The 19,942-nt window shown below is 71.6% G+C and carries 15 protein-coding genes; 7 read left to right on the top strand and 8 right to left on the bottom strand.

Features of this window, described 5'->3' with window-relative positions:
• Window positions 1-57 precede the first annotated feature (57 nt).
• Window positions 58-1,029: an LLM class flavin-dependent oxidoreductase gene (locus ACQPW6_RS15985; protein ID WP_433890311.1), complete on the top strand. Its 972-nt coding sequence runs from the start codon at window positions 58-60 to the stop codon at window positions 1,027-1,029.
• 484 nt (window positions 1,030-1,513) lie between these two features.
• On the opposite strand, the gene ACQPW6_RS15980 is transcribed toward ACQPW6_RS15985, so the two are convergent.
• The 8 genes from ACQPW6_RS15980 to ACQPW6_RS15945 form a co-directional block, all read right to left on the bottom strand.
• A complete protein-coding gene (locus tag ACQPW6_RS15980; protein WP_433890310.1) occupies window positions 1,514-2,488 on the bottom strand; it encodes a sugar kinase in 975 nt (324 codons plus the stop codon).
• Window positions 2,485-3,189, bottom strand: coding sequence for a bifunctional 4-hydroxy-2-oxoglutarate aldolase/2-dehydro-3-deoxy-phosphogluconate aldolase (locus ACQPW6_RS15975; protein WP_433890309.1), 705 nt, complete (start codon window positions 3,187-3,189; stop codon window positions 2,485-2,487). Before ACQPW6_RS15975 ends, ACQPW6_RS15980 begins: the two co-directional genes overlap by 4 nt.
• Before the next feature lie 176 nt (window positions 3,190-3,365).
• On the bottom strand, window positions 3,366-5,474 hold the full coding sequence (locus tag ACQPW6_RS15970) for a sugar-binding protein (protein ID WP_433890308.1): 2,109 nt from the start codon (window positions 5,472-5,474) through the stop codon (window positions 3,366-3,368).
• Window positions 5,475-6,001: 527 nt separating this feature from the next.
• Window positions 6,002-7,018: a LacI family DNA-binding transcriptional regulator gene (locus ACQPW6_RS15965; RefSeq protein ID WP_433890307.1), complete on the bottom strand. Its 1,017-nt coding sequence runs from the start codon at window positions 7,016-7,018 to the stop codon at window positions 6,002-6,004.
• Between the two features lie 5 nt (window positions 7,019-7,023).
• The gene (locus ACQPW6_RS15960; RefSeq protein WP_433890306.1) at window positions 7,024-9,111 is read right to left on the bottom strand and encodes a heparinase II/III domain-containing protein; all 2,088 of its coding nucleotides are present in this window, start codon (window positions 9,109-9,111) and stop codon (window positions 7,024-7,026) included.
• A complete protein-coding gene (locus tag ACQPW6_RS15955) occupies window positions 9,108-10,076 on the bottom strand; it encodes an acetylxylan esterase (protein ID WP_433890305.1) in 969 nt (322 codons plus the stop codon). The genes ACQPW6_RS15960 and ACQPW6_RS15955 overlap by 4 nt, the downstream gene beginning before the upstream one ends.
• Window positions 10,077-10,085: 9 nt before the next feature.
• Entirely contained in the window at window positions 10,086-11,231 is a 1,146-nt protein-coding gene (dgoD, locus tag ACQPW6_RS15950) for a galactonate dehydratase (RefSeq protein ID WP_433890304.1), read from the bottom strand.
• Window positions 11,228-13,144, bottom strand: a complete 1,917-nt coding sequence (locus ACQPW6_RS15945) for a cellulase family glycosylhydrolase (protein ID WP_433890303.1) — start codon at window positions 13,142-13,144, stop codon at window positions 11,228-11,230. The genes dgoD and ACQPW6_RS15945 overlap by 4 nt, the downstream gene beginning before the upstream one ends.
• A 168-nt stretch (window positions 13,145-13,312) precedes the next feature.
• Here ACQPW6_RS15945 and ACQPW6_RS15940 point away from each other — a divergent pair, with 168 nt between their 5' ends.
• From ACQPW6_RS15940 to ACQPW6_RS15915, 6 genes are all read left to right on the top strand, one after another.
• Window positions 13,313-14,683: a glycoside hydrolase family 28 protein gene (locus ACQPW6_RS15940; RefSeq protein ID WP_433890302.1), complete on the top strand. Its 1,371-nt coding sequence runs from the start codon at window positions 13,313-13,315 to the stop codon at window positions 14,681-14,683.
• A 195-nt stretch (window positions 14,684-14,878) separates the two neighbouring features.
• Complete coding sequence (locus ACQPW6_RS15935) at window positions 14,879-15,751, top strand: ABC transporter permease (protein ID WP_433890301.1); 873 nt, start codon at window positions 14,879-14,881, stop codon at window positions 15,749-15,751.
• Window positions 15,748-16,629, top strand: coding sequence for a carbohydrate ABC transporter permease (locus ACQPW6_RS15930; protein ID WP_433890300.1), 882 nt, complete (start codon window positions 15,748-15,750; stop codon window positions 16,627-16,629). Before ACQPW6_RS15935 ends, ACQPW6_RS15930 begins: the two co-directional genes overlap by 4 nt.
• A gap of 22 nt (window positions 16,630-16,651) precedes the next feature.
• Window positions 16,652-18,271, top strand: coding sequence for an extracellular solute-binding protein (locus ACQPW6_RS15925; RefSeq protein ID WP_433890299.1), 1,620 nt, complete (start codon window positions 16,652-16,654; stop codon window positions 18,269-18,271).
• Window positions 18,268-18,999 (top strand): hypothetical protein, encoded by a 732-nt coding sequence (locus tag ACQPW6_RS15920; RefSeq protein ID WP_433890298.1) that lies wholly within the window; start codon window positions 18,268-18,270, stop codon window positions 18,997-18,999. Before ACQPW6_RS15925 ends, ACQPW6_RS15920 begins: the two co-directional genes overlap by 4 nt.
• Complete coding sequence (locus tag ACQPW6_RS15915) at window positions 18,996-19,823, top strand: NAD-dependent epimerase/dehydratase family protein (RefSeq protein WP_433890297.1); 828 nt, start codon at window positions 18,996-18,998, stop codon at window positions 19,821-19,823. Before ACQPW6_RS15920 ends, ACQPW6_RS15915 begins: the two co-directional genes overlap by 4 nt.
• Window positions 19,824-19,942 lie beyond the last annotated feature (119 nt).

The raw sequence follows: 19,942 nt of genomic DNA, 5'->3' as shown, positions 1-19,942 counted from the left end.
CGGCCATTCCCCGCAGGGAATTGTCGCCGGCCGCGCCCGGTCGCGAGCATCACCGGCATGGACATCGGTGTACTGCTTCCGACCGGAACTGCCCTGTGGGGCCCGGCAGATGACCCCCGCGAGCTCGTCGCGCTCGGCCGGCACGCCGAACGCTCCGGCTTCGCCTCGCTCTTCGTCAACGACTCCCTGATCAGCCCGCGCATCGAGGCGCTCACGATGCTGGCCGCGCTCGCCCCCGCGACCGAGACGGTGACGCTCGGGACGGCGGCGCTCATGCCGTTCCTGCGGCGGCCGATCCAGGCAGCGCAGTCGCTCGCGTCGATCGACCTGCTGTCCGGCGGACGGCTCACCGTGACCGTCGGCGCGGGCTTTCCCGGGCGGTTCGGGAAGCCGCTCTACGAGCTCTCCGAGCTGCCGTGGGAACGGCGGTTCGCCCGGCTGGACGAGACCGTCGCGCTGTGGCGGGCCCTGTGGGACGGGGCCGACGCGTTCGACGGCGACCTGCTCCGGTTCACCGACATCCCGCCCACGACCAGGCCGCTCCGCGCCGGGGGGCCGCCCATCTGGCTCGGCGGCGCGACCCCGGCCGCGCTCGCCCGCGCCGGGCGGATGTACGACGGGTGGCTGCCGTACCCGCCCGACCCCGCCGACTACGCGGCCGGCCTCCGCGACATCCGCGAGGCCGCGGCCGGCGCCGGGCGTTCGGCGGAGGACGTGACGCCCGCGCTGTTCGTGACGGTACGGATCGACGACGGCGCTGACGGCGGGCGCCGGGCGTTGGACGAGTACGCGCGGGCCACGTACGGCATGCCGCTCGGTGAACTGGCCCGTATCCAGGCGGTTGTCGGCGGTACGGCCGAGCACGTGGTCGAGCAGTTGGGGCGGTACGTGGCGGCCGGGGTGCGGCACATCGTCGTACGGCTCGGGGGGATGGACCTGCGGTCGCAGCGCGATCAGCTCGAACGGGTCGCGGGCCTGATCCCCGCTCTGCGGGTTGCCGAGCGCGGGGACCCGGTGGGACGCGGCTAGTTGACGGCCCCGGCCACGTCCGGCCCCAGCGACGTCCGGCCTGGTCCCGGCCACGCCTGCCCCCCGGCCCGGGCGGCCCCGTTCAACCCCCCCCGCTCAATCCTCAAGCACGACAACCCCCAACCCCTCCAACCTCCCCGCCTCCCCCACCAGTTCGATCCCCGTGATCATCCCCCCTCGATCGTGAACGCGAACGCCACCACCGTCCGCTTCTTCGCCTGCCATACCCGCCTGGCGCGAGGCCCCCTGCTTCACCGACGCCGAGCGCGCCGCCCTCGCCCTGGCCGAGGCGGCGACCAGGCTCCCCGACCGCGGCGACCCGGTCCCCGACGCGATCTGGACCGAGGCCGCCGCCCCCTACGACGAGAAGGCCCTCGCATCCCTGACCCTGATGATCGCCCTGACCAACTTCTTCAGCCGCCTGAACGTGACCACCGGCCAGCCCGCCGGAGCCTGGGGCTGACGGCCGCGGGCCGGTCGTCCGCTAGCGGACGATGTCGTCCGGGTGGTGGAGGAGGCCGAGGTCGCGGCGGTGGGGGAGGCCCTGCCAGTCGCCCGACGTGCTGACCGCGAAAGCCCCCAACAGGGCTGCTGTGCGCAGGCGTTCGGCGGGTGGGCGGGACGTCAGCAGCTCGGCCAGGTAGCCCGCGGCGAATGCGTCGCCTGCTCCGAACGTGTCGTGGACCGGGACCGGGAAGGCCGGTTGGTGGTAGGTCGTGCCGTCGATCAGCGCGAGGGCGCCTGCGGCTCCGAGTTTGAGGACAGCGGCGGACGGGCCGAGGGCGCACAGGGACGCGGCCAGTGCCTCGGGGGCGTGGTCGCCGGGGGACAGGAGACGGGCCTCGTGGGTTCCGGCGAGGATCAGGTCGCTGCGCCGCAGCAGGGGGAGAAGGGCGTGGCGGGCGGCCGGCTCGTCCCACAGCAGGGAGCGGTAGTTGACGTCGAGGGAGACGGTCACGCCCGCCTCGCGGGCGATGTCCACCGCGTGGGTGACGGCTGCGGCGGGGCCGGGGCCGAGGGCCGGGGTGATGCCCGTGACGTGCAGGACGGCCGCGTTCGCCACCAGCGTTTCGGGGACGTCGTCCGGGGTCAGCCGGCTGCCGGCGGTGAGGGTGCGGTAGTAGCGGGCCCGGCTGTGGCCGGCGGTCCGGCGCTCCTTGAGCAGCAGGGACGTCGGGGCGGGGTCGCGCACCGGCACGGTGACGACCCCCTCCGCGCGCAACTCCCGCAGGATCAGGTCGCCGAGCGCGTCCTCGCTCACCCGGCCCGCCCACACCGCGGTGCCGCCGAGCCGGCTCACGCCGACGGCCACGTTCGACTCGGCGCCCGCTATGCCGAGCCGCATCCCGGTGCCCATGCTCAACGGGCCCGGCTCCGACGCGGAGAGCACGCCGAGGGCCTCTCCGATGGTCACCAGGTAGGGCAGGTCGGGCACTTGGGGGTCTGACGGGGCCGTCACCGTCCGCCCTCCGCTTCGCCGGCGAGCACGCCGAGCGCGGCGACCAGCGCCCGGGCCCGGCCGGTGAGCCGCTCCAGCGCCTCGGGCGTGGGATCGGCGTCCGCCCCGCCCAGCAGCGGCGAGCCGATCCCGACCGCGAAGGCCCCCGCGTCGAGGTACGCGCGGGCCCGGGCCGGCTCCACGCCTCCGACGGCGACCAGCGGGATGTGCGGCAGCGGCGCCGTCAACTGCCGTACGTGGCCCGGCCCTCCGGTTCCCGCCGGGAACAGCTTGACGGCCGCCGCGCCCGCGTCCCACCCGGTGCGGACCTCAGTCGGGGTCCAGGCGCCCGGGTAGCACGGCACGCCGAGGTCCGCGGCGAGCCGGATGACGTCGCCGTCCACGACGGGCGCCACCAGGAACCGGGCGCCGGCCGCGAGCGCGTCCCTGGCCTGCGCGACGGTGAGGACGGTGCCGGCGCCCACCGCCGCCCGCGGCCCGAGTGCGTCGGCGATGCGGGCGAGCGCGTCGAGCGCGCCGGGCGTGGTCAGCGACACCTCAAGGCAGTTGACGCCCCCGGCGGCCAACGCGCCCGCGACAGGCGGGAGTCCGGCGGGGCCCGCGGAGCGCAGCACCGCCATGACCCGGGTGGCGGCGAGTTGCGGCGTGACGGGCGGGCGCGCGGTGGCGGACGGAGCCGCGCGCTGGGTGCTGCTGCTCATGGGAGCCCTTTCGGTTCGTGCGGTGCGTGGGCGTGGTGACGTGAACGGGCCGCACCGGCCGGGGTGTTGCCGGCCGGTGCGGCCCGCCGCAAGCGGGGAAGCGGTGAAGCGGGGAAGCGGTGAAGCGGGGAAGCGGGGAAGCGGGGAAGCGTGCGAACGGTGAGGAGCGGGAAGCGTCAGCTCGCCGACAGCGTGGCGTTCCCGTAGAACTCCGGGTCCCGCCAGTCGTTCGCGTTGCCGGCCCAGATCAACTGGCCGGAACGGCCGCCCACCCCGTCCATGTCGTCGTTGTAGGCGATGTCGAAGCCGAGCGTCCTGGCCGCGGCCGGCGTGACGCCGAGCGTGCTCCACGGGATGGCGATCTCGCCGAACCACTGGGTCTGCGAGTGGCTGACGGCCGCGGTCACGCCCGCCGTGTTGCCGTGCGTCTCGGTGAGCACGCCGGCCTGGGTGAGGTTGTAGAACCGGTCGTCGGTGCCGAGCTTGGTCGACTTGCTGTTGTCGGGGTCGAAATAGATGTCGAACGAGTCGTCCGGGTACTGCGCGTGGCTGTTGTCGGTCGCGTAGAACCCGACGTAGAGATGGCCGCTGTCCCACAGCAGCGAGTACTTGACGCCGTCGCCGGTGGGCAGCCCGATGGTGGCCTTCTGGAGCAGCTGCGACTGAGCGGTGCTCCACTCCGAGGAGTTGAGCACGCCGTCGATGGTCGGCGCGGTCGCCGCCGGGTGCACGGTCTCGGCCGGCACGGTGACGGTCTTCTGCGTGTACTGGTCGGCGCCGATGTCGGGCGCGGAGCCGCTGGGCACGGTGTCGCCCCAGTAGTCCTTGCCGCCGTTGCCGGAGATCGCCACGCCCTTGCCGATCAGCGGTGACGTCGGCTTGAGCTGGTAGCCGTCGACGGTGCCGCGGCCCTCGGAACCCATCCCCGGTTCGGTGAACTGCGGGTCGCCGACCACCGCGTGGGTGTCGCCGGCCGGGGCCGCGCCGCCCTGGTAGGCGTTGTGGTCGTAGGTCGCGCCGGCCCAGGTGTTGGCGGTGTTGACCGTCGAGACCACGTTGTTCTGGAAGGTCACCATGTCCGGGGTGAACGGCTGCGAGGCCGTGCTGCGCGAGGTGTTGATGTAGACGTTGAACGGGTCGCTCGTGGTGTCCACGATCGTGTTGTTGTAGAAGTGCGTCGGGTTGAACAGCACCGCCGTGCCGCCGCTCCAACTGTGGTCGGAGTCGTTCTGGCTGATGTTGTACCGGTAGACGGTCGTGGCGTACCGGTCGCTGCAGTCGAGCAGGATGCCGCCCGCGTTGTCGTGCGTGTAGTTGTACTGGAAGACGTGCGTGCCGAACGTGAGCAGGTCGGTGTCGAACGCCCCCGAGTCGGTGGTGGACTGGTTCTGGTAGTGCATCCGCGCGACCTCGTTGTACTGGAACAGCGAGTCGCTGGACGCGAACGACCACAGCCCGGCGATGTACTGGTAGCCGTTGCCGTTGATGCCCGCGTCGTACAGCGTGTTGTTCTCCACCAGCGGGGACTTGCCGTAGCTGACGACCACGCCGTCGGCCCCGGTGCGGTTGATGAAGTTGTTCCTGACCACCAGGTTCGTGTACCAGTACGTGGTGTCGGCGGTGCTGCCCTGCGCCCCGCACCACTGGTCGTAGGCGCCGTTGATGTAGACGCCCTCGGTGTGCAGGTCGTGCAGGTAGTTGTTCTCCAGACGCAGGTCGTCGAACCACGACGGCACGCTGGACGCCACGTTGCACGCGGTGGTCTGGGTGCTCTCGACCGTCACCAGGATCGCCGCGTTGCTGTTCTTGGTGGCGCTCGCGGAGAGCCCGTCGATGTCGTGGATGTCCAGGCCGTTGATGTGGATGCTGTGCAGCAGCCCGGCGTTCTGGGCGTCGATCACCACGCCCGAGTGGGCGCCGGCCGCGGTGGTCTGGTTGGTGAGCTGCAGCCCGGTGACCGTCCAGTACTGCACGTTGTGCAGGAGTACGGCCTCGGCGGCGCCGGCCGCGTTGATCGCCGGGGTGCCGCCGGTGCCGTACCGGCCGATGGTGTTGGGCGCGGCGCTGGAACCCGAGCCGAGCGGCTTGAGGGTGCCGGTCCAGGAGCCGCCGGCCTTGAACAGCACCTGGCTGCCGGGCTGGAAGGTGGTGGCGTTGACCTTGTCCAGGCTCTTCCACGGGGTGGACTGGGAGGTGCCGTTGTTCGCGTCGCTGCCCGCCGCGGAGTCCACGTAGTACGTGGTGGTGGCGGCCGGACTGGCGGTGGTGGCCGCCGAAGTGGCCATGGCCCGCACGGAGTTGGCGGCCGAGGCGGCCCGGGGGGCCGTTCCGGCGTCTCGCGCGACCGCGGGTGTGGGGGTGAACGCCATTGCCGCGAAGACCATGGCAAGGGCCGCCGTCGCTATCGGTACTGTCCGTGACAGCGTCGTCGTTGACCGTCCTGACAGAGGCATTATCTACCTTCCTCGCGCATGACGGATTACCCGCCCGCCCCGGATCTCCACTGATCTCCCCGCGGGGCGGAAGGTAATTGCCGATTGCGCGCTCGAATGTTCTGACGTGTTTCTCTGGAAAGCACGCACATACAACTGCTAAACCGGTCCAGTGTCAAGGTGTCGCGCAGGCATTCGGCAAGCAGGGCAAGGAAGTTCAGGGCCCGCGGGGGCAAGGCGGAGGCGCCGGCGGGCGGTTGGTGTACCGCTCGATCCGCCGGCGCCCCGGTACGGCTCAGAACTGCCGCGTCACCGCCGCCGCACGGCGCGCGGCAAGGCGCAACGCACGGCGCGCCGCAAGGCGCAACGCACGGCGGGCGTCACGGCCGCGTCCGCGCCTTCGCCGTGCTCTTCCTGACCACCAGCGACGGCGCGTGGTCCTGCACGTCGATGTCCGGCACCGCGCCCTCGATCAGCTCAAGCAGCGCCCGCGCGCCATGCGCCCCGTACGCCTCGATGTCGCGGGACACCGCGGTCAGCGGCGGCTGGGTGAGCTGGCACAGGATCGAGTCGTCCCAGGCCACCACCGACAGGTCGCGCGGGATCTGCAGGCCGAGTTCGGCCGCGGTGCGGGCGCCGGCCACCGCCATCACGTCGTTGTCGAAGATGATCGCCGACGGCAGCGGGTCGGCGGACAGCAGCTGCCGGGTGGCGGCCTCGCCCTCGGCCGGGCTGAAGTCGGTGTAGACGGTGCTGCCGTCGAGCAGGTCGTACTGCTCGACGGCGGCCTGGAACGCCTGGTCGCGCAGGTGGGTGTGCAGGAACTCGCGGCGGCCGGCCACCCGGGCGACCCGCCGGTGGTCGAGCCCGACCAGGTGCTCCACGACGGCGTTCATGGCCGTGGTCTCGTCGCTCCAGACGCCCGGCAGCCCATCGTGGTGCCCGGGCCCGCCGAACACCACTGCGGGGATGCCGAGTTCGCGCAGCACGCCGACCCGGCTGTCCTCGACCCGCAGGTCGGTGAGAAGCGCCCCGTCCACCCGGCGCTCGCTCCACCAGCGGGTGTACGCGGCGACCTCCGCCTCCAGGTCGGGCACCACCTGGAGGACCAGCGCGATCGGGCGTTTGGACAGCTCCGCCTCGATACCGGAGATGAGCTGCATGAAGAACTGCTCCGCCCCGAGAGTTCGCGCCGGACGGGCCAGGATGAGGCCCACCGCGCCCGACTTCGAGGACGACAATGCCCGTGCCGCGCTGTTCGGCTGCCAGCCCAGGTCCTTCGCCACCTTGAGAATGCGGGTCCTGGTGGCCTCGGACACGCCGGGCTGTCCGTTCAATGCGAAGGAGACCGCGCCCTTGGTCACTCCGGCACGAGCGGCGATATCGCGGATCGTCACCCGTTTCAACCGGGCACCTCCGTATTTTCGGTGAGGGAGGGAAACAATGAGGAGGGAGACAATGATATCCGGTAACGGCCCGTCAGGCCGCCGCCTGCGCCGAGCCTGATCCGGCGCAGGACGCCGCCCCAGACGGGGGTCAGTTTCGGGTCGGTCACCTCGACCTCCTCCACCGACACGCTGAGCGCGGGGTCGTGGGTGAGCGTGAGCGCGGTGCCGCCGACGGCGAGGTCGAGTCGGCCGGGCGCCGGGCAGGTCACCTCGGACGGGGTGACGAGGTGTGTGAACACGGCGGCGGGCGTCCGCAGTTCCCACTCGTCGTCGAGGGTGATCCGGCCGGCCGCGCGGTCCAGCCGCAGGGTGCGCCGCCAGGACCGCAGGCCCGCCTCGGCGGGGTACGCGGCGGCCAGGTCGAGGCTCAGCTGGGCGTGGTCGTCGGCGAGCGACGCGCTCACCGAGGACGCCCGGTGCTCCCGGCCGGCCCGCTGGCCGGCGCCGCCGACCTCCGGCACGTTGTGGTAGTCGCTGCCCATCGTCCAGATCGCGTAACGGTCGGCGGAGAACGTCTGCGCGGTGTACGTCCCCACGCCCACGTCGACCAGCACGGGCCGGCCGTCGCAGCCGGCGACGAACGAGCCGACGTCGTTGTGGTTGTGGCTCTCGTCGTTGTGGCCGCCCTTCGCGGCGAGGAACAGCCCGGCCGGGCTGCCGGCCCGCTGCCGCGCGGTGAGCACCTGGAGGTCGGGCAGCCAGCTGTGCGCGGGGTACGGGAACCCGCCGGCGTTCTCGACGTCCGCACCATCAGCCGCACCATCAGCCGCACCATCAGCCGAACCGTCGGCCTCACCATCAGCCGCACCGTCGGCCGCCCGATCCCCGGCGGCCCGATCCGCCGCCCGCGCCCGCACCTCCCGTGCCGCCCGCCACTCCGTGTCGAACAGCCCCGCCACCCGCCGCCCCAGCGAGCTGAGCGCCCGGTCGCCCGGCCCCGACCCGGCGACCGCGCCGAGCGCCACCGCGTGGGCGGCCAGTTCGGCGTCACCCGTCCTGCGGGCGAACCGGTGCAGCAGGTCGGCCGGGGCGTCGGCGGACAGCAGCGCGCTGCCGTCGCCGAAGTTCACCTGCCAGCGCCCGGCCAGGTGCACCGCGAGCGGGTAGCGCGCGACGGCCCGCACCAGCGGCAGCCCGAACGCGTCGAGCGCACCGCCGCTCGCCTGGTGGAACGTGTCGAGGCAGTCGAACAGCGAGCCGCCGGCCCGCCACCAGTACTGTGCGCCCTCGTCGCAGCCGCCGTCCGCCGGATAGCCGTCCAGGAAGTTGCCGAGCGCCTGCGCGACCCGGCGGGCGGTGGCCGTGCGCACGCCCGGGTCGCTCTCCAGCAGCAGGTTCGCGGCCAGGACGTTGGAGCAGATCCACGGGTTCCAGTTGTTGGTCCTGCCGGTGCTGCCGAACCACCACCACTCGTGCCGGCGGAACGGTTCGAGCGCGCGCAGCGCCACCTCCGCCCGGGCCCGCCGGCGTAGTTCGGGTACCCGCTGGTCGAGCAGGTCGCCGAGGATCAGGTCGGTGAAGGCGAGCAGGCCGGCGGTCTCGGCGGCGAACAGGTCCAGGCACGGCTGCTCCGGGTCGGGCAGCGAGCGCCCGGCGTCCGCGACGAACGTGTCATGGGCCGGCAGGCACCAGCTGGTCTCCTCGCACAGCAGCCAGATCCCGTCGACCACCTCGGCGAGCCAGGTCTCCTCCGCGGTGAGGGCCGCGGCGAGCACCGCTGCCGCCAACCGGGCGCGGCGCTCGAAGTACGGCCGCTCGAACGAGGTGCGGTCGCCGGCCGACCGGTACCGCAGGTAGTCGCCCGCGGTGGGCTGTGGCCAGGGCCCGGCGGCCAACCGCTCGGCCTCGGCCAGCAGTTGGGCCCGCTCCCGCGGGTCCACCGCCAGCCAGGCGTCCCGGTCTGAGGCCGGCGGCACCGGTCTCCACGGCCCGAGCGCGTCGAAGCCGGCCGCGCCGAACAGCTCCGGCAGCGACGTGGACGACGTGGACGACGTGGACGACGTGGACGACGTGGACGACGTGGACGACCCGAGCGCCGTCATCGGCCGAACTCCGCTGACAGCCAGCGCAGTTGCTCGGCCTGCTGCACGCTCTGGCCGCCCTCGTGGTCGTTGTACGGGTAGACCCGGATCTCCTTGCGCGCCGGGTAGCCGTTGTAGGCCGCGTAGACCGTGGACGGCGGGCAGGTGACGTCCATCAGCGCCACCGAGAACAGCGCGGGCGCGGTGCCGCGGCGGGCCATCAGGGCACCGTCGAAGTACGACAGCGTGTCGAACACCGTGTCCAGGTGGTCGCGGTGCCGGCCGAGGTACTGCGCGATCTCGGCGTACGGGAAGGCGTCGGTCAGCTCGGTGGCCCGCCGGAAGTGGCACAGGAACGGCACGTCGGCCATGACCGCCGCCAGGTCCGGCACCAGGCCCGCGACGGCGAGCGCGATGCCGCCGCCCTGGCTGCCGCCGGCCGCCGCGACCCGGTCGCGGTCCACCGCCGGGTGGCTGCGGGCCGCCGCGACGGCGCGTACCGCGTCGGTGAACACCCGGCGGTAGTAGTAGCCGGCCGGGTCGAGGATGCCCCTGGTCATGAAGCCGGGGACGGCGGGCGTCGAGCCGTGCGGGTCGGGGGTGTCGCCGATCGAGCCGGCCGAGCCCTGGCCGCGGGTGTCCATCACGAAGTGCGCGTGCCCGGCCACCGCCCACAGCACGCTCTCGTGCGCCAGGCCCCGTCCGCCGCCGTAGCCGGCGTACTGCACGACGCAGGGCAGCGGGCCGTCCCGGTGCACCGGCAGGTGCAGCCAGCCCCTGACCGGTTCGCCGCCGTAGCCGGCGAAGGTCACGTCGTAGGACTCGATCAGCGCCAGGCCGGTGTCGACCGGGGTGAACACCGCGGCCAGGTCGTGGGCCGCGGCCTCGTCCAGGGTGCTCTTCCAGAACGCGTCGAAGTCGGCCGGCTCGGCCAGCTCCGGTGTGTAGCCCGCCAGTTGCTCAAGCGGAAGGTCGAACTGCGCCATGGTCGCTCCTCACCAGCTGCCCAGGGAGTTGTCTGCGTGTCGCCAGACCGGGTTGCGCCAGCGGTGCCCGCGTTCCGCGGCCCTGGCGACCTGGTCGGTGTCGATCTCGATGCCGAGACCGGGGGCGGTGGGCCGGGCGACGTGACCGTCCGCCACGGCGAACACCGAGGGGTCGGCCAGGTAGTCGACCTGGCCCGCGTCGGGGTGGTAGCCGAGGCCCAGACTCTGCTCCTGGGCAAGGAAGTTGGGGGTGGCCACGTCCACCTGGAGGCAGGCGGCGAAGGCGATCGGTCCGAGCGGGCAGTGCGGCGCGAGCGCCACGTCGTACGTCTCGGCCGCCGCGGCGATCCTGCGGACCTCGGAGATCCCGCCCGCGTGCGACAGGTCCGGCTGGGCGACGGCGATGCCGCTGCCGAGCACGTCGCGGAAGTCCCAACGGGAGTACAGCCGTTCGCCGGTGGCGATCGGGATCGGCGTGCCGGCCGCGATCGAGCCCAGGTGCGCGGAGAACTCCGGCAGCACCGGCTCCTCCACGAAGGCCGGCTCGTACGGTTCGAGCCTGGCCAGGAAGCGCCGCGCCATCGGGGTGCTGAACCGGCCGTGGCAGTCGAGCGCGAGGTCGACCCCGAAGCCGATCTCCTCGCGCACCGCCGCCACCCGCTCGATGACCGCGTGCAGCGCGGCCGGGGTGTCCAGATGGGCCAGCAGGTCGGCCGGGTTGAGCTTGACCATGGTCAGCCCGGAGTCCACCTGGCGGCGGGCGGAGGCGACCAGTTCGGCGTCGTCCGTGCCGTACAGGCCGCCGTAGACCCGCACCCGGTCGCGGACCGGGCCGCCGAGCAGCTCGTAGACCGGCACGCCGAGCGCCTTGCCCTTGATGTCCCACAGCGCCTGGTCGATGCCGGCCAGCGCGCTGGAGAGCACCGGACCGCCGCGGTAGAAGCCGGCCTTGGCCAGCGTCTGCCAGTGGTCCTCGATCCGGAACGGGTCCTTGCCGTCGATGAGTTCCATCAGCTCGCCGACGGCGGTCGCCACCGTGTGCGCCCGGCCCTCGACGATCGGCTCGCCCCAGCCGCTGACGCCCTCGTCGGTGTCCACCCGCAGGAACAGCCAGCGCGGCTCGACCAGGAACAGTTCGTGTCCGGTGATCTTCACGCCGCACTCCTCAACACCCGTACGCCGAACGGCGGCAGGGTCACCTCGCCGGCCTCGGTCCCGTCGAGCCCGGTCAGCGCCGCGCCCCGCGGTGTGAACGTCAGCGGCTGGTCGCTCTGGCTGACGAACCAGTAGAAGCGCCGGCCGTCGCGGTGCACCAGGGAGTCCACCAGGACCCGCGGATCGGCGACCGTGACCGGCCGGCGCACCCCGGCCTCCCGGGCGAGCGCGTCGTAGAGCCGCCAGGTGTCCTCGGGGTTGACCGCGGGCGCGGACGAGGCCATCGCCTCGATCGGGGCGGTGCACAGCACCAGCCAGCCGTCGCCGATCCGCCGGCGCAGCAGCGCCGGGCGGCCGGCCGCGTCCCTGGCCAGCACCTCGGCGGTGACCGGCTCGACCGGCAGGAAGCCGCGCAGATGGGCGTTGCCGCCGACCGGCAGCGTCAGCCTGTCGCCGGCCGCGATGCCGCCGAAGTCCCGCTCGAACTCCAGGGTCAGCCGGTCGTCCTCGATCCGGTCGACCATGCCGTAACGCAGCCCGTGCCGGACGCCGAACAGCTCGTTGACCCCCGGCCACCAGGGGCCGCGCTGCACGTCGTGGTCGCCCGCGCTGTACGAGACGTAGACGGTGGCGCCGCCCTCGGCCAGCTCGGTGACCCGGCGCCACGCCTGGGCGGTGAGCTGCTTGGCCGACGGCAGCAGGTACAGCCGGGCGTCGTCGCCGATGCCGTCGGTGGCCCGCACCACGGCCGGGGCGAGGCCGGCCTCGCGGGCCGCGCCGTAGGAGTGGCGCAGCGCGGCGATGCCGAGGGTGCGGTCGCTCTCGTGGGTGAACGGGAAGGCGGTGTCCACATGGGTCGGCACCACAAGTGCGGTGTCGGTGGCGGCCCTTGTGCAGTGCCACATCTCGACCTCGCGCAACAGGGCGCCGAAGGCGGCGAGTTCGCGCAGCGACTCCTTGGGGGCGCCCTCGTGGTCGGTGACGCCGAAGTGCATCTCGAACGGGTGGTGGCTGTAAGGAGGTTGGTCGGCCAGCCCGTCGTAGTCGGTGTTGTTCCAGGCCATCCAGCCGGTGGCGCCGCCCAGCAGCGACATGTGCAGCACCTGGCGGTAGTAGTGCCCGAGCTGCTCGTCCGACACGAAGTCCGAGGACGCCCCGAACTCCTCCAGGACGACGGGTTTTCCGGCCACCGCGGCGAGCTCGCAGGAGAACGCGGCGCTCAGGTGCTGGCGGAGCCGGTCGGAGTCGGCGGGGTAGGAGTGCGGTCCGGCGAAGTCGATGGTGGCGGCCAGGTCGCGCAGCCGGAAGCCGTTGTCCACTCCGGTGGACTCGATCCCCCAGGCGCCGTCACCGACCGACACCGGCTGGGTCGCGCCGCCGGCGCGCAGCCCGCGCACCACCAGCCGGGCCCAGGAGGAGACCGTCTGCGCGGCGGCGGTCCCGCCGTACAGCGGCATCTCGTTGGACAGCAGCCAGCCCGCGACGGCGGGGTGGCCGGCCAGCCGGCGGGCCAGCTGCTCGCCCAGCCACGCCTGGCGGTCCACCAGCCACACGTCGGAGTACAGGTCGCGGCCGGCCCGCCAGGCCGGGTCCCAGTTCTCCCCCGACATGTGCCCCACCAGCAGGGTCGGCACCGTCCGCATGCCGAGCTGGCTGTGCACGTCGAGGAAGTCCTCGAACCGGGCCACCGCCTGCTCGCTGAGCACGTCGGGCTCCGGCATGAAGTCGGACCAGAAGAAGAAGGACCGGGTCAGATTGAGTCCGTGATCACGCAGGACCTGGAGTTCCTTGACCACGACATCGTGATCGTATTCCGACCACATTCGCGGGCCGCCGACTTTCGACCAGAAATTGACACCGATCCAGAAGTCGGTCAGGGAATCCTTTTCGAGTCGGGCAAAGCTGCGTTCCACACCCGCATCCTCTCGATGTTCGATTGCTGGGAGACGGTACTGCTGGATCGGTTTAGCGTCAACCCTGGACACTGCCGTTCCCGGCGCCTAGAGTCCCGCGATGGCAAACGTCCCCGAGCCCGCCGGAGAGCGCGCGCGGGGCAGAAGCGGAGGAGAGGCGGAGCAGATATGGCCGGCTACGACGTGCGGGACTACGGCGCGGCGGGTGACGGCCTCGCCAATGACGCCGCCGCGATCCAGGCGGCGATCGACGCCTGCCACCGGGCGGGCGGCGGCACGGTGCTGCTGCCGGCCGGCCGGGTGTTCCGCAGCGGCAGCATCGAGCTGCGGTCCCGGGTGGCGCTGGAGATCGAGCGCGGCGCGGTGCTCCAGGCCAGCGAGGACCCGGCCGACTACACCCACCGGCGGGCCTCGGCCACGCCCGGCTTCGGCCCGGACGCCCCGCCGCCCGGCGAGGACATCATGCTGATCACCGCCGACGGCGCGCAGGACGTGGCGATCCTCGGCGCCGGCACGATCGACGGCGGCGGCCGGTTCTTCGTCGCCGAGGACCGCGGCACGATCTACGCGATGCGCGAGGCCCGTCCGCTGACCGTCTACCTGGTCGGATGCCGGCGGGTCACGGTGCGGGACGTGCTGCTGCGGGACGCCGCCGCCTGGACGCTGCGGCTCACCGGCTGCCGGAGCGTGCTGGTCAGCGGGGTGCGGATCGAGAACGACCTGAAGGTGCCCAACAGCGACGGCATCGACCTGGACTGCGTGCGCGACGCGCGGATCTCCGACTGCCACATCAGCACCGGCGACGACGCGATCAGCATCAAGGGCCGGGACGAGAGCGTCCGCTTCGGCGACACCGAGAACGTGACGGTGAGCGGCTGCACGCTGGTCTCCACCTCCAGCGCGTTCGCGATCGGCGCCGACTGCGCGACCTCGGTGCGCAACGTGGTGGTGGACTCCTGCGTCGTGGACGCCAGCAACCGCGGGCTGTCGGTCAACCTCGGCCAGCAGGGGGACGTCTCGGACGTCCTGTTCTCGAACATCGTGGTGCGCACCCGGCTGTTCGACGAGCCCTGGTGGGGCCACGGGGAGCCGATCTACGTGGCCGTCAACCGCTGGACGGGCGCGGTCGGTTCGATCAGGAACGTGCGGTTCAGCAACATCACGGCCAGGTCGGAGAACTCCGTGGTGGTGCGCGGCGGCCCCGGTGAGATCTCCGGTGTGGTGTTCGACGGGGTGAGCGTGGCGCTGTCCGCCCCGGCCCGGTGGCCGGGCGGCCGGATCGACGTGCGCCCGGCCGCCGAGGAGTTCGTCAAGGGGGTGACCGCGGGCTTCCACCTGGAACGTGCCACCGACGTGGTCTTGCGCGGATGCCGGGTGCGCTGGGAAGGCGAGCCGGCCGCCGACTTCGGGCCCGCGCTGCTGGTCAGCGACGTGCAGGGGTTGTCCGTGACGGACTTCGACGGCGTCGCCGCGCACCCGGAGCGGGACGAGGCGAGGGTCTACGCAAACTCGCCACGTACTTCTACTGGACCGGTTTAGGAGCCTCGTGTACGGTGACTCACCGCGGGGTCAATGAGGTTTCTCCTCCGCATTTCCACATGTCGCTAGGAGGCGGTCTTGGCTATTGAAACGGATGTCGGGTCGACGGCTGGGAAAACAACAGTGACAGCCGAGGCGAGACCACCTCAGCACAATCAGCAACGGTGGTGGCGGCGACTGCGCAGAGACAAAGTCATGGTGCTGTTCGCCATACCGGGACTCGCCACCCTGCTGCTGTTCCAGTATTTCCCGCTGCTCGGCAACGTCATCGCGTTCAAGGACTACCAGCCGTTCATCGGCATCAAGAACAGCGCGTGGTCGGGCCTGCACAACTTCACCGTCGTCTTCAACGGCGACCCGGCCTTCGTCAACGCGCTGGAGAACACCCTCACCATCACGGTGCTCCAGGTGGTCTTCGTCTTCCCGGCACCCATCGCGCTCGCCCTGCTGCTCAACTCGCTCGGCTCTGAGCGGCTCAAGCGGCTGGTGCAGAGCATCCTCTACCTGCCGCACTTCCTGTCCTGGGTGATCGTGGTGGCGATCTTCCAGCAGATGCTCGGCAACGCCGGCCTGGTCAACAACACCCTCAGGTCGCACCACCTGCACACCGTCGACATCATCAGCAACGCCCACCTGTTCAAGGTGCTGCTGACCAGCCAGGTGATGTGGAAGGACACCGGCTGGGCCACCATCCTCTTCCTGGCCGCGCTGTCCCAGATCTCCCCGGTGCTCTACGAGGCCGCCCGGGTCGACGGCGCCGGACCGTGGCGGCAGATGTGGCACGTCACGCTGCCGGGCCTGCGCGGAATCATCATCCTGCTGCTCATCCTGCGGCTCGGCGACGTGCTGTCGGTCGGCTTCGAGCAGATCGTGCTCCAGCAGGGCGCGGTCGGCCGGCAGAGCAGCGAGGTGCTGGACACCTACGTCTACAACAACGGTGTGCTGGGCGGCGAATGGGGGGTGAGCGCCGCCGTCGGCCTGGTCAAGGGCCTGGTCGGCATCGCACTCGTCATGGGGGCCAACAAGCTGGCGCACATCTTCGGCGAGCGAGGGATCTACCAGTCGTGAGCGCGTACCCGATCCAGACCGGGATCTTCGGGAAGTCGGTCAAGGCCGTCGTACTGACGGTGGTGTGCGCGCTGATCGTGGTGCCGTTCGTCGGCATCCTGTCCACGTCCATCGCGAGCCGCAAGCAGGTCACCGACGCCGGCGGGTTCGTGCTGTTCCCCAAGTCCGTGACCTTCTCCGCCTACCACGCGATCTTCGCCGGCGGCGTGGTCACCAGGGCGCTGCTGGTGAGCGTCCTGATCACCTGCGTCGGCACCGTGCTCTCGCTGGGCGGCACCGTGCTGCTCGGCTACGCGCTGAGCCGCCCCGGCAGCTTCGGCCACAAGCCGATGCTGATGGCGGTGCTGTTCAGCCTGCTGTTCGCACCCGGCATCATCCCCAGCTACCTGGTGGTGACCAACCTCGGCCTGGTGGACAGCTACTGGTCGCTGATCCTGCCGGTACTGATCAACGCCTTCAACGTCATCGTCGTCCGCGCCTTCTTCATGGAGATCCCGCAGGAGATCATGGAGAGCGCCCGCATCGACGGGGCCGGCGACACCACGATCCTGCTGAAGATGGTGCTGCCGCTGTCCCGGGCGGTGCTCGCCGTCATCGGCCTGTTCTACGCGGTGAGCTACTGGAACGCGTTCTTCAACGCGATGCTCTACATCAACGACACGTCCAAGTGGCCGCTGCAGCTCGTCCTGCGCACCTACGTCGTCAACAACACCCAGCTCGGCGTCGACCAGCTGGGGGCCAACGGTCAGGCACTCCCGCCGCAACAGTCGATCCAGATGGCCATGCTCGTCATCTCGATCGTGCCCATCCTGCTCGTCTACCCCTTCCTGCAGCGCCACTTCGCCAAGGGCGTGCTGGTCGGCGCGGTCAAGGGGTAACCCGTAACAGAGGACGGAACCAATGACGATCACCAGCCGAAGAACAGTTCTGCGCGGCGCGCTCGGCGCCGGGGCCCTCGCAGCGGGCGGACCGCTGCTCGCCGCCTGCGGGGGAGGCACGACGACGCACAGCAGCAGCTCGGCCAAGGTCGCGCTCCCCGCGTACCTGCCCTACCAGGGCGTCACCCCGGACCTGCCGGCCACCAAGGACGGCAACCTGCCGGGCTTCCTGAACTTCCCGGCGAACCCGAAGAAGGTGAGCAACGGGGCGCCCGGCAAGGGCGGTTCGGTCAGCGCGTTCGTACAGACCTACAGCCCGGTGCCGCCGCCGCTCGGCAAGAACCCGTACTGGCAGCAGGTCAACCGGCGGCTCGGCACCAAGCTCGACCTGGTCATCACCCCCACCCCCGACTACCCCAGCAAGCTGGCGACCCTGGTGGCGGGCAACGACCTGCCCGACCTGGTGCAGATCGCCGGCGCCGTCCCGCAGCTGCCCGCGCTGCTCGCGGCCAAGTTCCAGGACCTCACCCCGTACCTGTCGGGGAACGCCGCCAAGGACTACCCGTTCCTCGCCAACATCCCCACCGAGAGCTGGAAGGCCGCGGTGTACGCCGGCGGCATCTACGGCATCCCGGTGCCGCGCGGCATCATCGGCCGGCCGCTGTTCGTCCGCAACGACCTGCTGAAGGCCAAGGGCCTGTCGACCGACGGCGTGACCACGTTCGCCGACCTGCGCAAGCTCTTCGCGGAGGTCAACGACCCGGCCCACCACCGGTGGGCGCTCGGCAGCGCCTCCACCATGGTCGCGATCGTGCAGCAGATGCTCGGGGTGGCGAACACCTGGGACATCAAGGGCGGCAAGTTCACCAGCTTCTACGAGGCGCCGGAGACCAAGCAGGCGCTGGCCACCTGTGCGCAGCTGGTCAAGGACGGCCTGGTGCAGCCCGACGGTTTCGCCTCCAGCGCCAACCCGACCCAGTGGTTCGAGGCCGGCCAGGTGGTGTTCACCGACAACGGCTACACCGCGTTCAGCCAGTTCTACCGGGAGAACGTCTCCGGGAAGAGCTACGACGTGATCGGCATGGTGCCGCCGAAGTTCGACGCCGACTCGACGCCCTCGCACTGGCAGAACGGCGCCGCGCTGAGCTTCACCGCGTTCAAGAAGGCCGACGACAAGCGGATCAAGGAGCTGCTGGCCATCGCCAACTGGCTGGCCGCGCCCTTCGGCACCGAGGAGTTCCAGTTCCGCAAGTACGGTGTCGCCGGCCGCGACTACACCGTCAAGGACGGCAACCCGGTGCTCAACCAGACCGGCACCACCGAGACCGGGCTCAACATCAGCTACATCGCCGACGCGCCCGCCGTGCTGTACGAGCCCGGCCTGCCCGACGTGACGAAGAAGGAGTACGCGTTCGGCAACCAGTTCGTGCCGCACTCGCTGCCCAACCCGGCACTTGAGTACTTCTCCGACACCAACTCCAGCAAGGGCTCGCTGCTCTGGACGAACATCACCGACGCGCAGAACGCGATCCTGCAGGGCCGGCAGCCGCTGTCCTCATGGGACGACGCGGTCAAGGCGTGGAAGAGCGGCGGCGGTGACCAGATCCGGCAGGAGCTGGAGGAGGCCTACCAGAAGCAATGAGACGCCTTCGCCCGCGCCCCTGTCTGTTCGCGTTCGCGTTGCCGGCGCTGGCCGCCGCCCTGCTGCTGGCCGGCTGCGACTCGGGCCGGCCCGGGGCCGCCCGTCCGGCCGGCCCGCCGGTCACGGCCGGTCCGCGGCCGGCCGGCCCGGCGGCGGCCGTGGTGACGGTCGACGGAGCGCCCGTCGACCTCGGCGAGTTCCGGCTGACGCTGGCCGCCGACGAGCCGGCCGCCCGCCGGCACTTCGCGACGTCGAAGAGCGCCGCCGCCGACTTCTGGACCGCGCCGGTCGGCGGTGTGCGCCCCATCGACTGGCTGAAGAAGCAGGCGCTCACCGACGCCGTACGCAACAAGGCCGCCGAACGGCTGGGCCAGCAGCGGCACATCGCCGACGTGCTCGACTACCCGGCGCTGCTGAACCAGCTCGACGCGGAGAACCAGCGGCGCGCCCAGGCGGTCAGCGACGACCAGCCGGTCTACGGGCCGCAGCGGTTCGACCTGCCCGAGTTCTACGACCTGTGGCTGTCCAATCTGAAGATGCACCTCATCGACACGCTGCCCGGGGCGACGGGGAAGGAGGACGGCAAGTCGCCGCAACAGAGCGGCATATCTCCGCAGCAGGGCGACAAAGACTACGCGGCCATGGTCACCGCGGCGGTGAGCAAGGCCAAGGTGGTGGTGAGCCAGCCGGTCTACGCCGCCGTCGGGGCGGCGGACCTCAACCAGTGAACGGGGGAACCCCACCAGTGACCCAGCCAGGAACCCAGTCAGGGACCCAGCAAGTACCCCAGTCAGCGCCCCAGTCGGAGCCCCGACCGGGGAACGACAGACCGCTGCTCGTCGTCACCGGAGGTATGGGCCGGGTCGCGGGCGTGCTCAGGCCCCGGCTGCGCCCGCGCTACCGGCTGCGGCTGGTGGACCGGGTCGGCGGCCCGGTCACGCAGGACGAGGAACTGGTCGTCACCGACCTCGCGTCCAAGGAGGCGGCGCGGTCGGCGATGGTCGGCGCCGACGCGCTGCTCCACCTGGCGGGCGAGCCGTCGCCCACCGCGCAGTGGGAGCGGCTGTACGCGACCAACATCGTGCTCACCGAACGGGTGCTGGCCGCCGCGGCGGACGTGCCGAGGATCGTCTTCGGCAGCTCGGTGCACGCGGCCGGCGGCGACAGCCGGCCCGAGCGGTACCCGATCGACCCCGCCTGGGAGCCGCACCCGTGCTGCGCCTACGGGATGAGCAAGGTGGTCGGCGAGGCGCTCGCACGGATGCACGCTGACACCCACGGCTCGTCGGTGGTCTCGCTGCGGCTCGGCCTGACCGGTTTCCCGCTGACCGATCCCGGGCACGCCCGGCTGTGGCTGTCGGACGACGACGCGGGCCGGCTCGTCACCGCCGCCCTGACCGCGGAACCGGGCTACGGCGTCCACTTCGGGGTGTCGGCGAACGCGATACCGCACTGGGACACCACGAGTTCGGCCCGCGACCTGGGCTATCTGCCGCAGGACGACCCGTCCGACGTGCTGGCGGAGGCGGCGGAGGTGTCGCGGATGCACTGACCGGGCGGGCCCGCGGCATTGCGGGCGCCACCGCGTGCGTCACCGCGTGCCTCACTGCGCCCCGAGCGACTTCAGCCCCTCGTTGACCCGGCTTCTCGCCCCCGTCGAGCCCGGCTGCC

It is taken from the genome of Streptomyces sp. CA-111067 (genome assembly GCF_050956065.1).
Lineage (GTDB): Bacteria > Actinomycetota > Actinomycetes > Streptomycetales > Streptomycetaceae > Actinacidiphila.
This window is presented reverse-complemented; position numbering and strand designations above follow the sequence as displayed.

What these genes read in the sequence shown, in the direction of transcription:
- ACQPW6_RS15975 (WP_433890309.1), bottom strand. Translation starts at nt 3,189, where the DNA reads ATGAGCAGCAGCACCCAGCGCGCGGCTCCGTCCGCCACCGCGCGCCCG.
- ACQPW6_RS15985 (WP_433890311.1), top strand. Translation starts at nt 58, where the DNA reads ATGGACATCGGTGTACTGCTTCCGACCGGAACTGCCCTGTGGGGCCCG.
- ACQPW6_RS15955 (WP_433890305.1), bottom strand. Translation starts at nt 10,076, where the DNA reads ATGGCGCAGTTCGACCTTCCGCTTGAGCAACTGGCGGGCTACACACCG.
- ACQPW6_RS15960 (WP_433890306.1), bottom strand. Translation starts at nt 9,111, where the DNA reads ATGACGGCGCTCGGGTCGTCCACGTCGTCCACGTCGTCCACGTCGTCC.
- ACQPW6_RS15920 (WP_433890298.1), top strand. Translation starts at nt 18,268, where the DNA reads ATGAGACGCCTTCGCCCGCGCCCCTGTCTGTTCGCGTTCGCGTTGCCG.
- ACQPW6_RS15940 (WP_433890302.1), top strand. Translation starts at nt 13,313, where the DNA reads ATGGCCGGCTACGACGTGCGGGACTACGGCGCGGCGGGTGACGGCCTC.
- ACQPW6_RS15925 (WP_433890299.1), top strand. Translation starts at nt 16,652, where the DNA reads ATGACGATCACCAGCCGAAGAACAGTTCTGCGCGGCGCGCTCGGCGCC.
- ACQPW6_RS15970 (WP_433890308.1), bottom strand. Translation starts at nt 5,474, where the DNA reads ATGGCCACTTCGGCGGCCACCACCGCCAGTCCGGCCGCCACCACCACG.
- ACQPW6_RS15935 (WP_433890301.1), top strand. Translation starts at nt 14,879, where the DNA reads ATGGTGCTGTTCGCCATACCGGGACTCGCCACCCTGCTGCTGTTCCAG.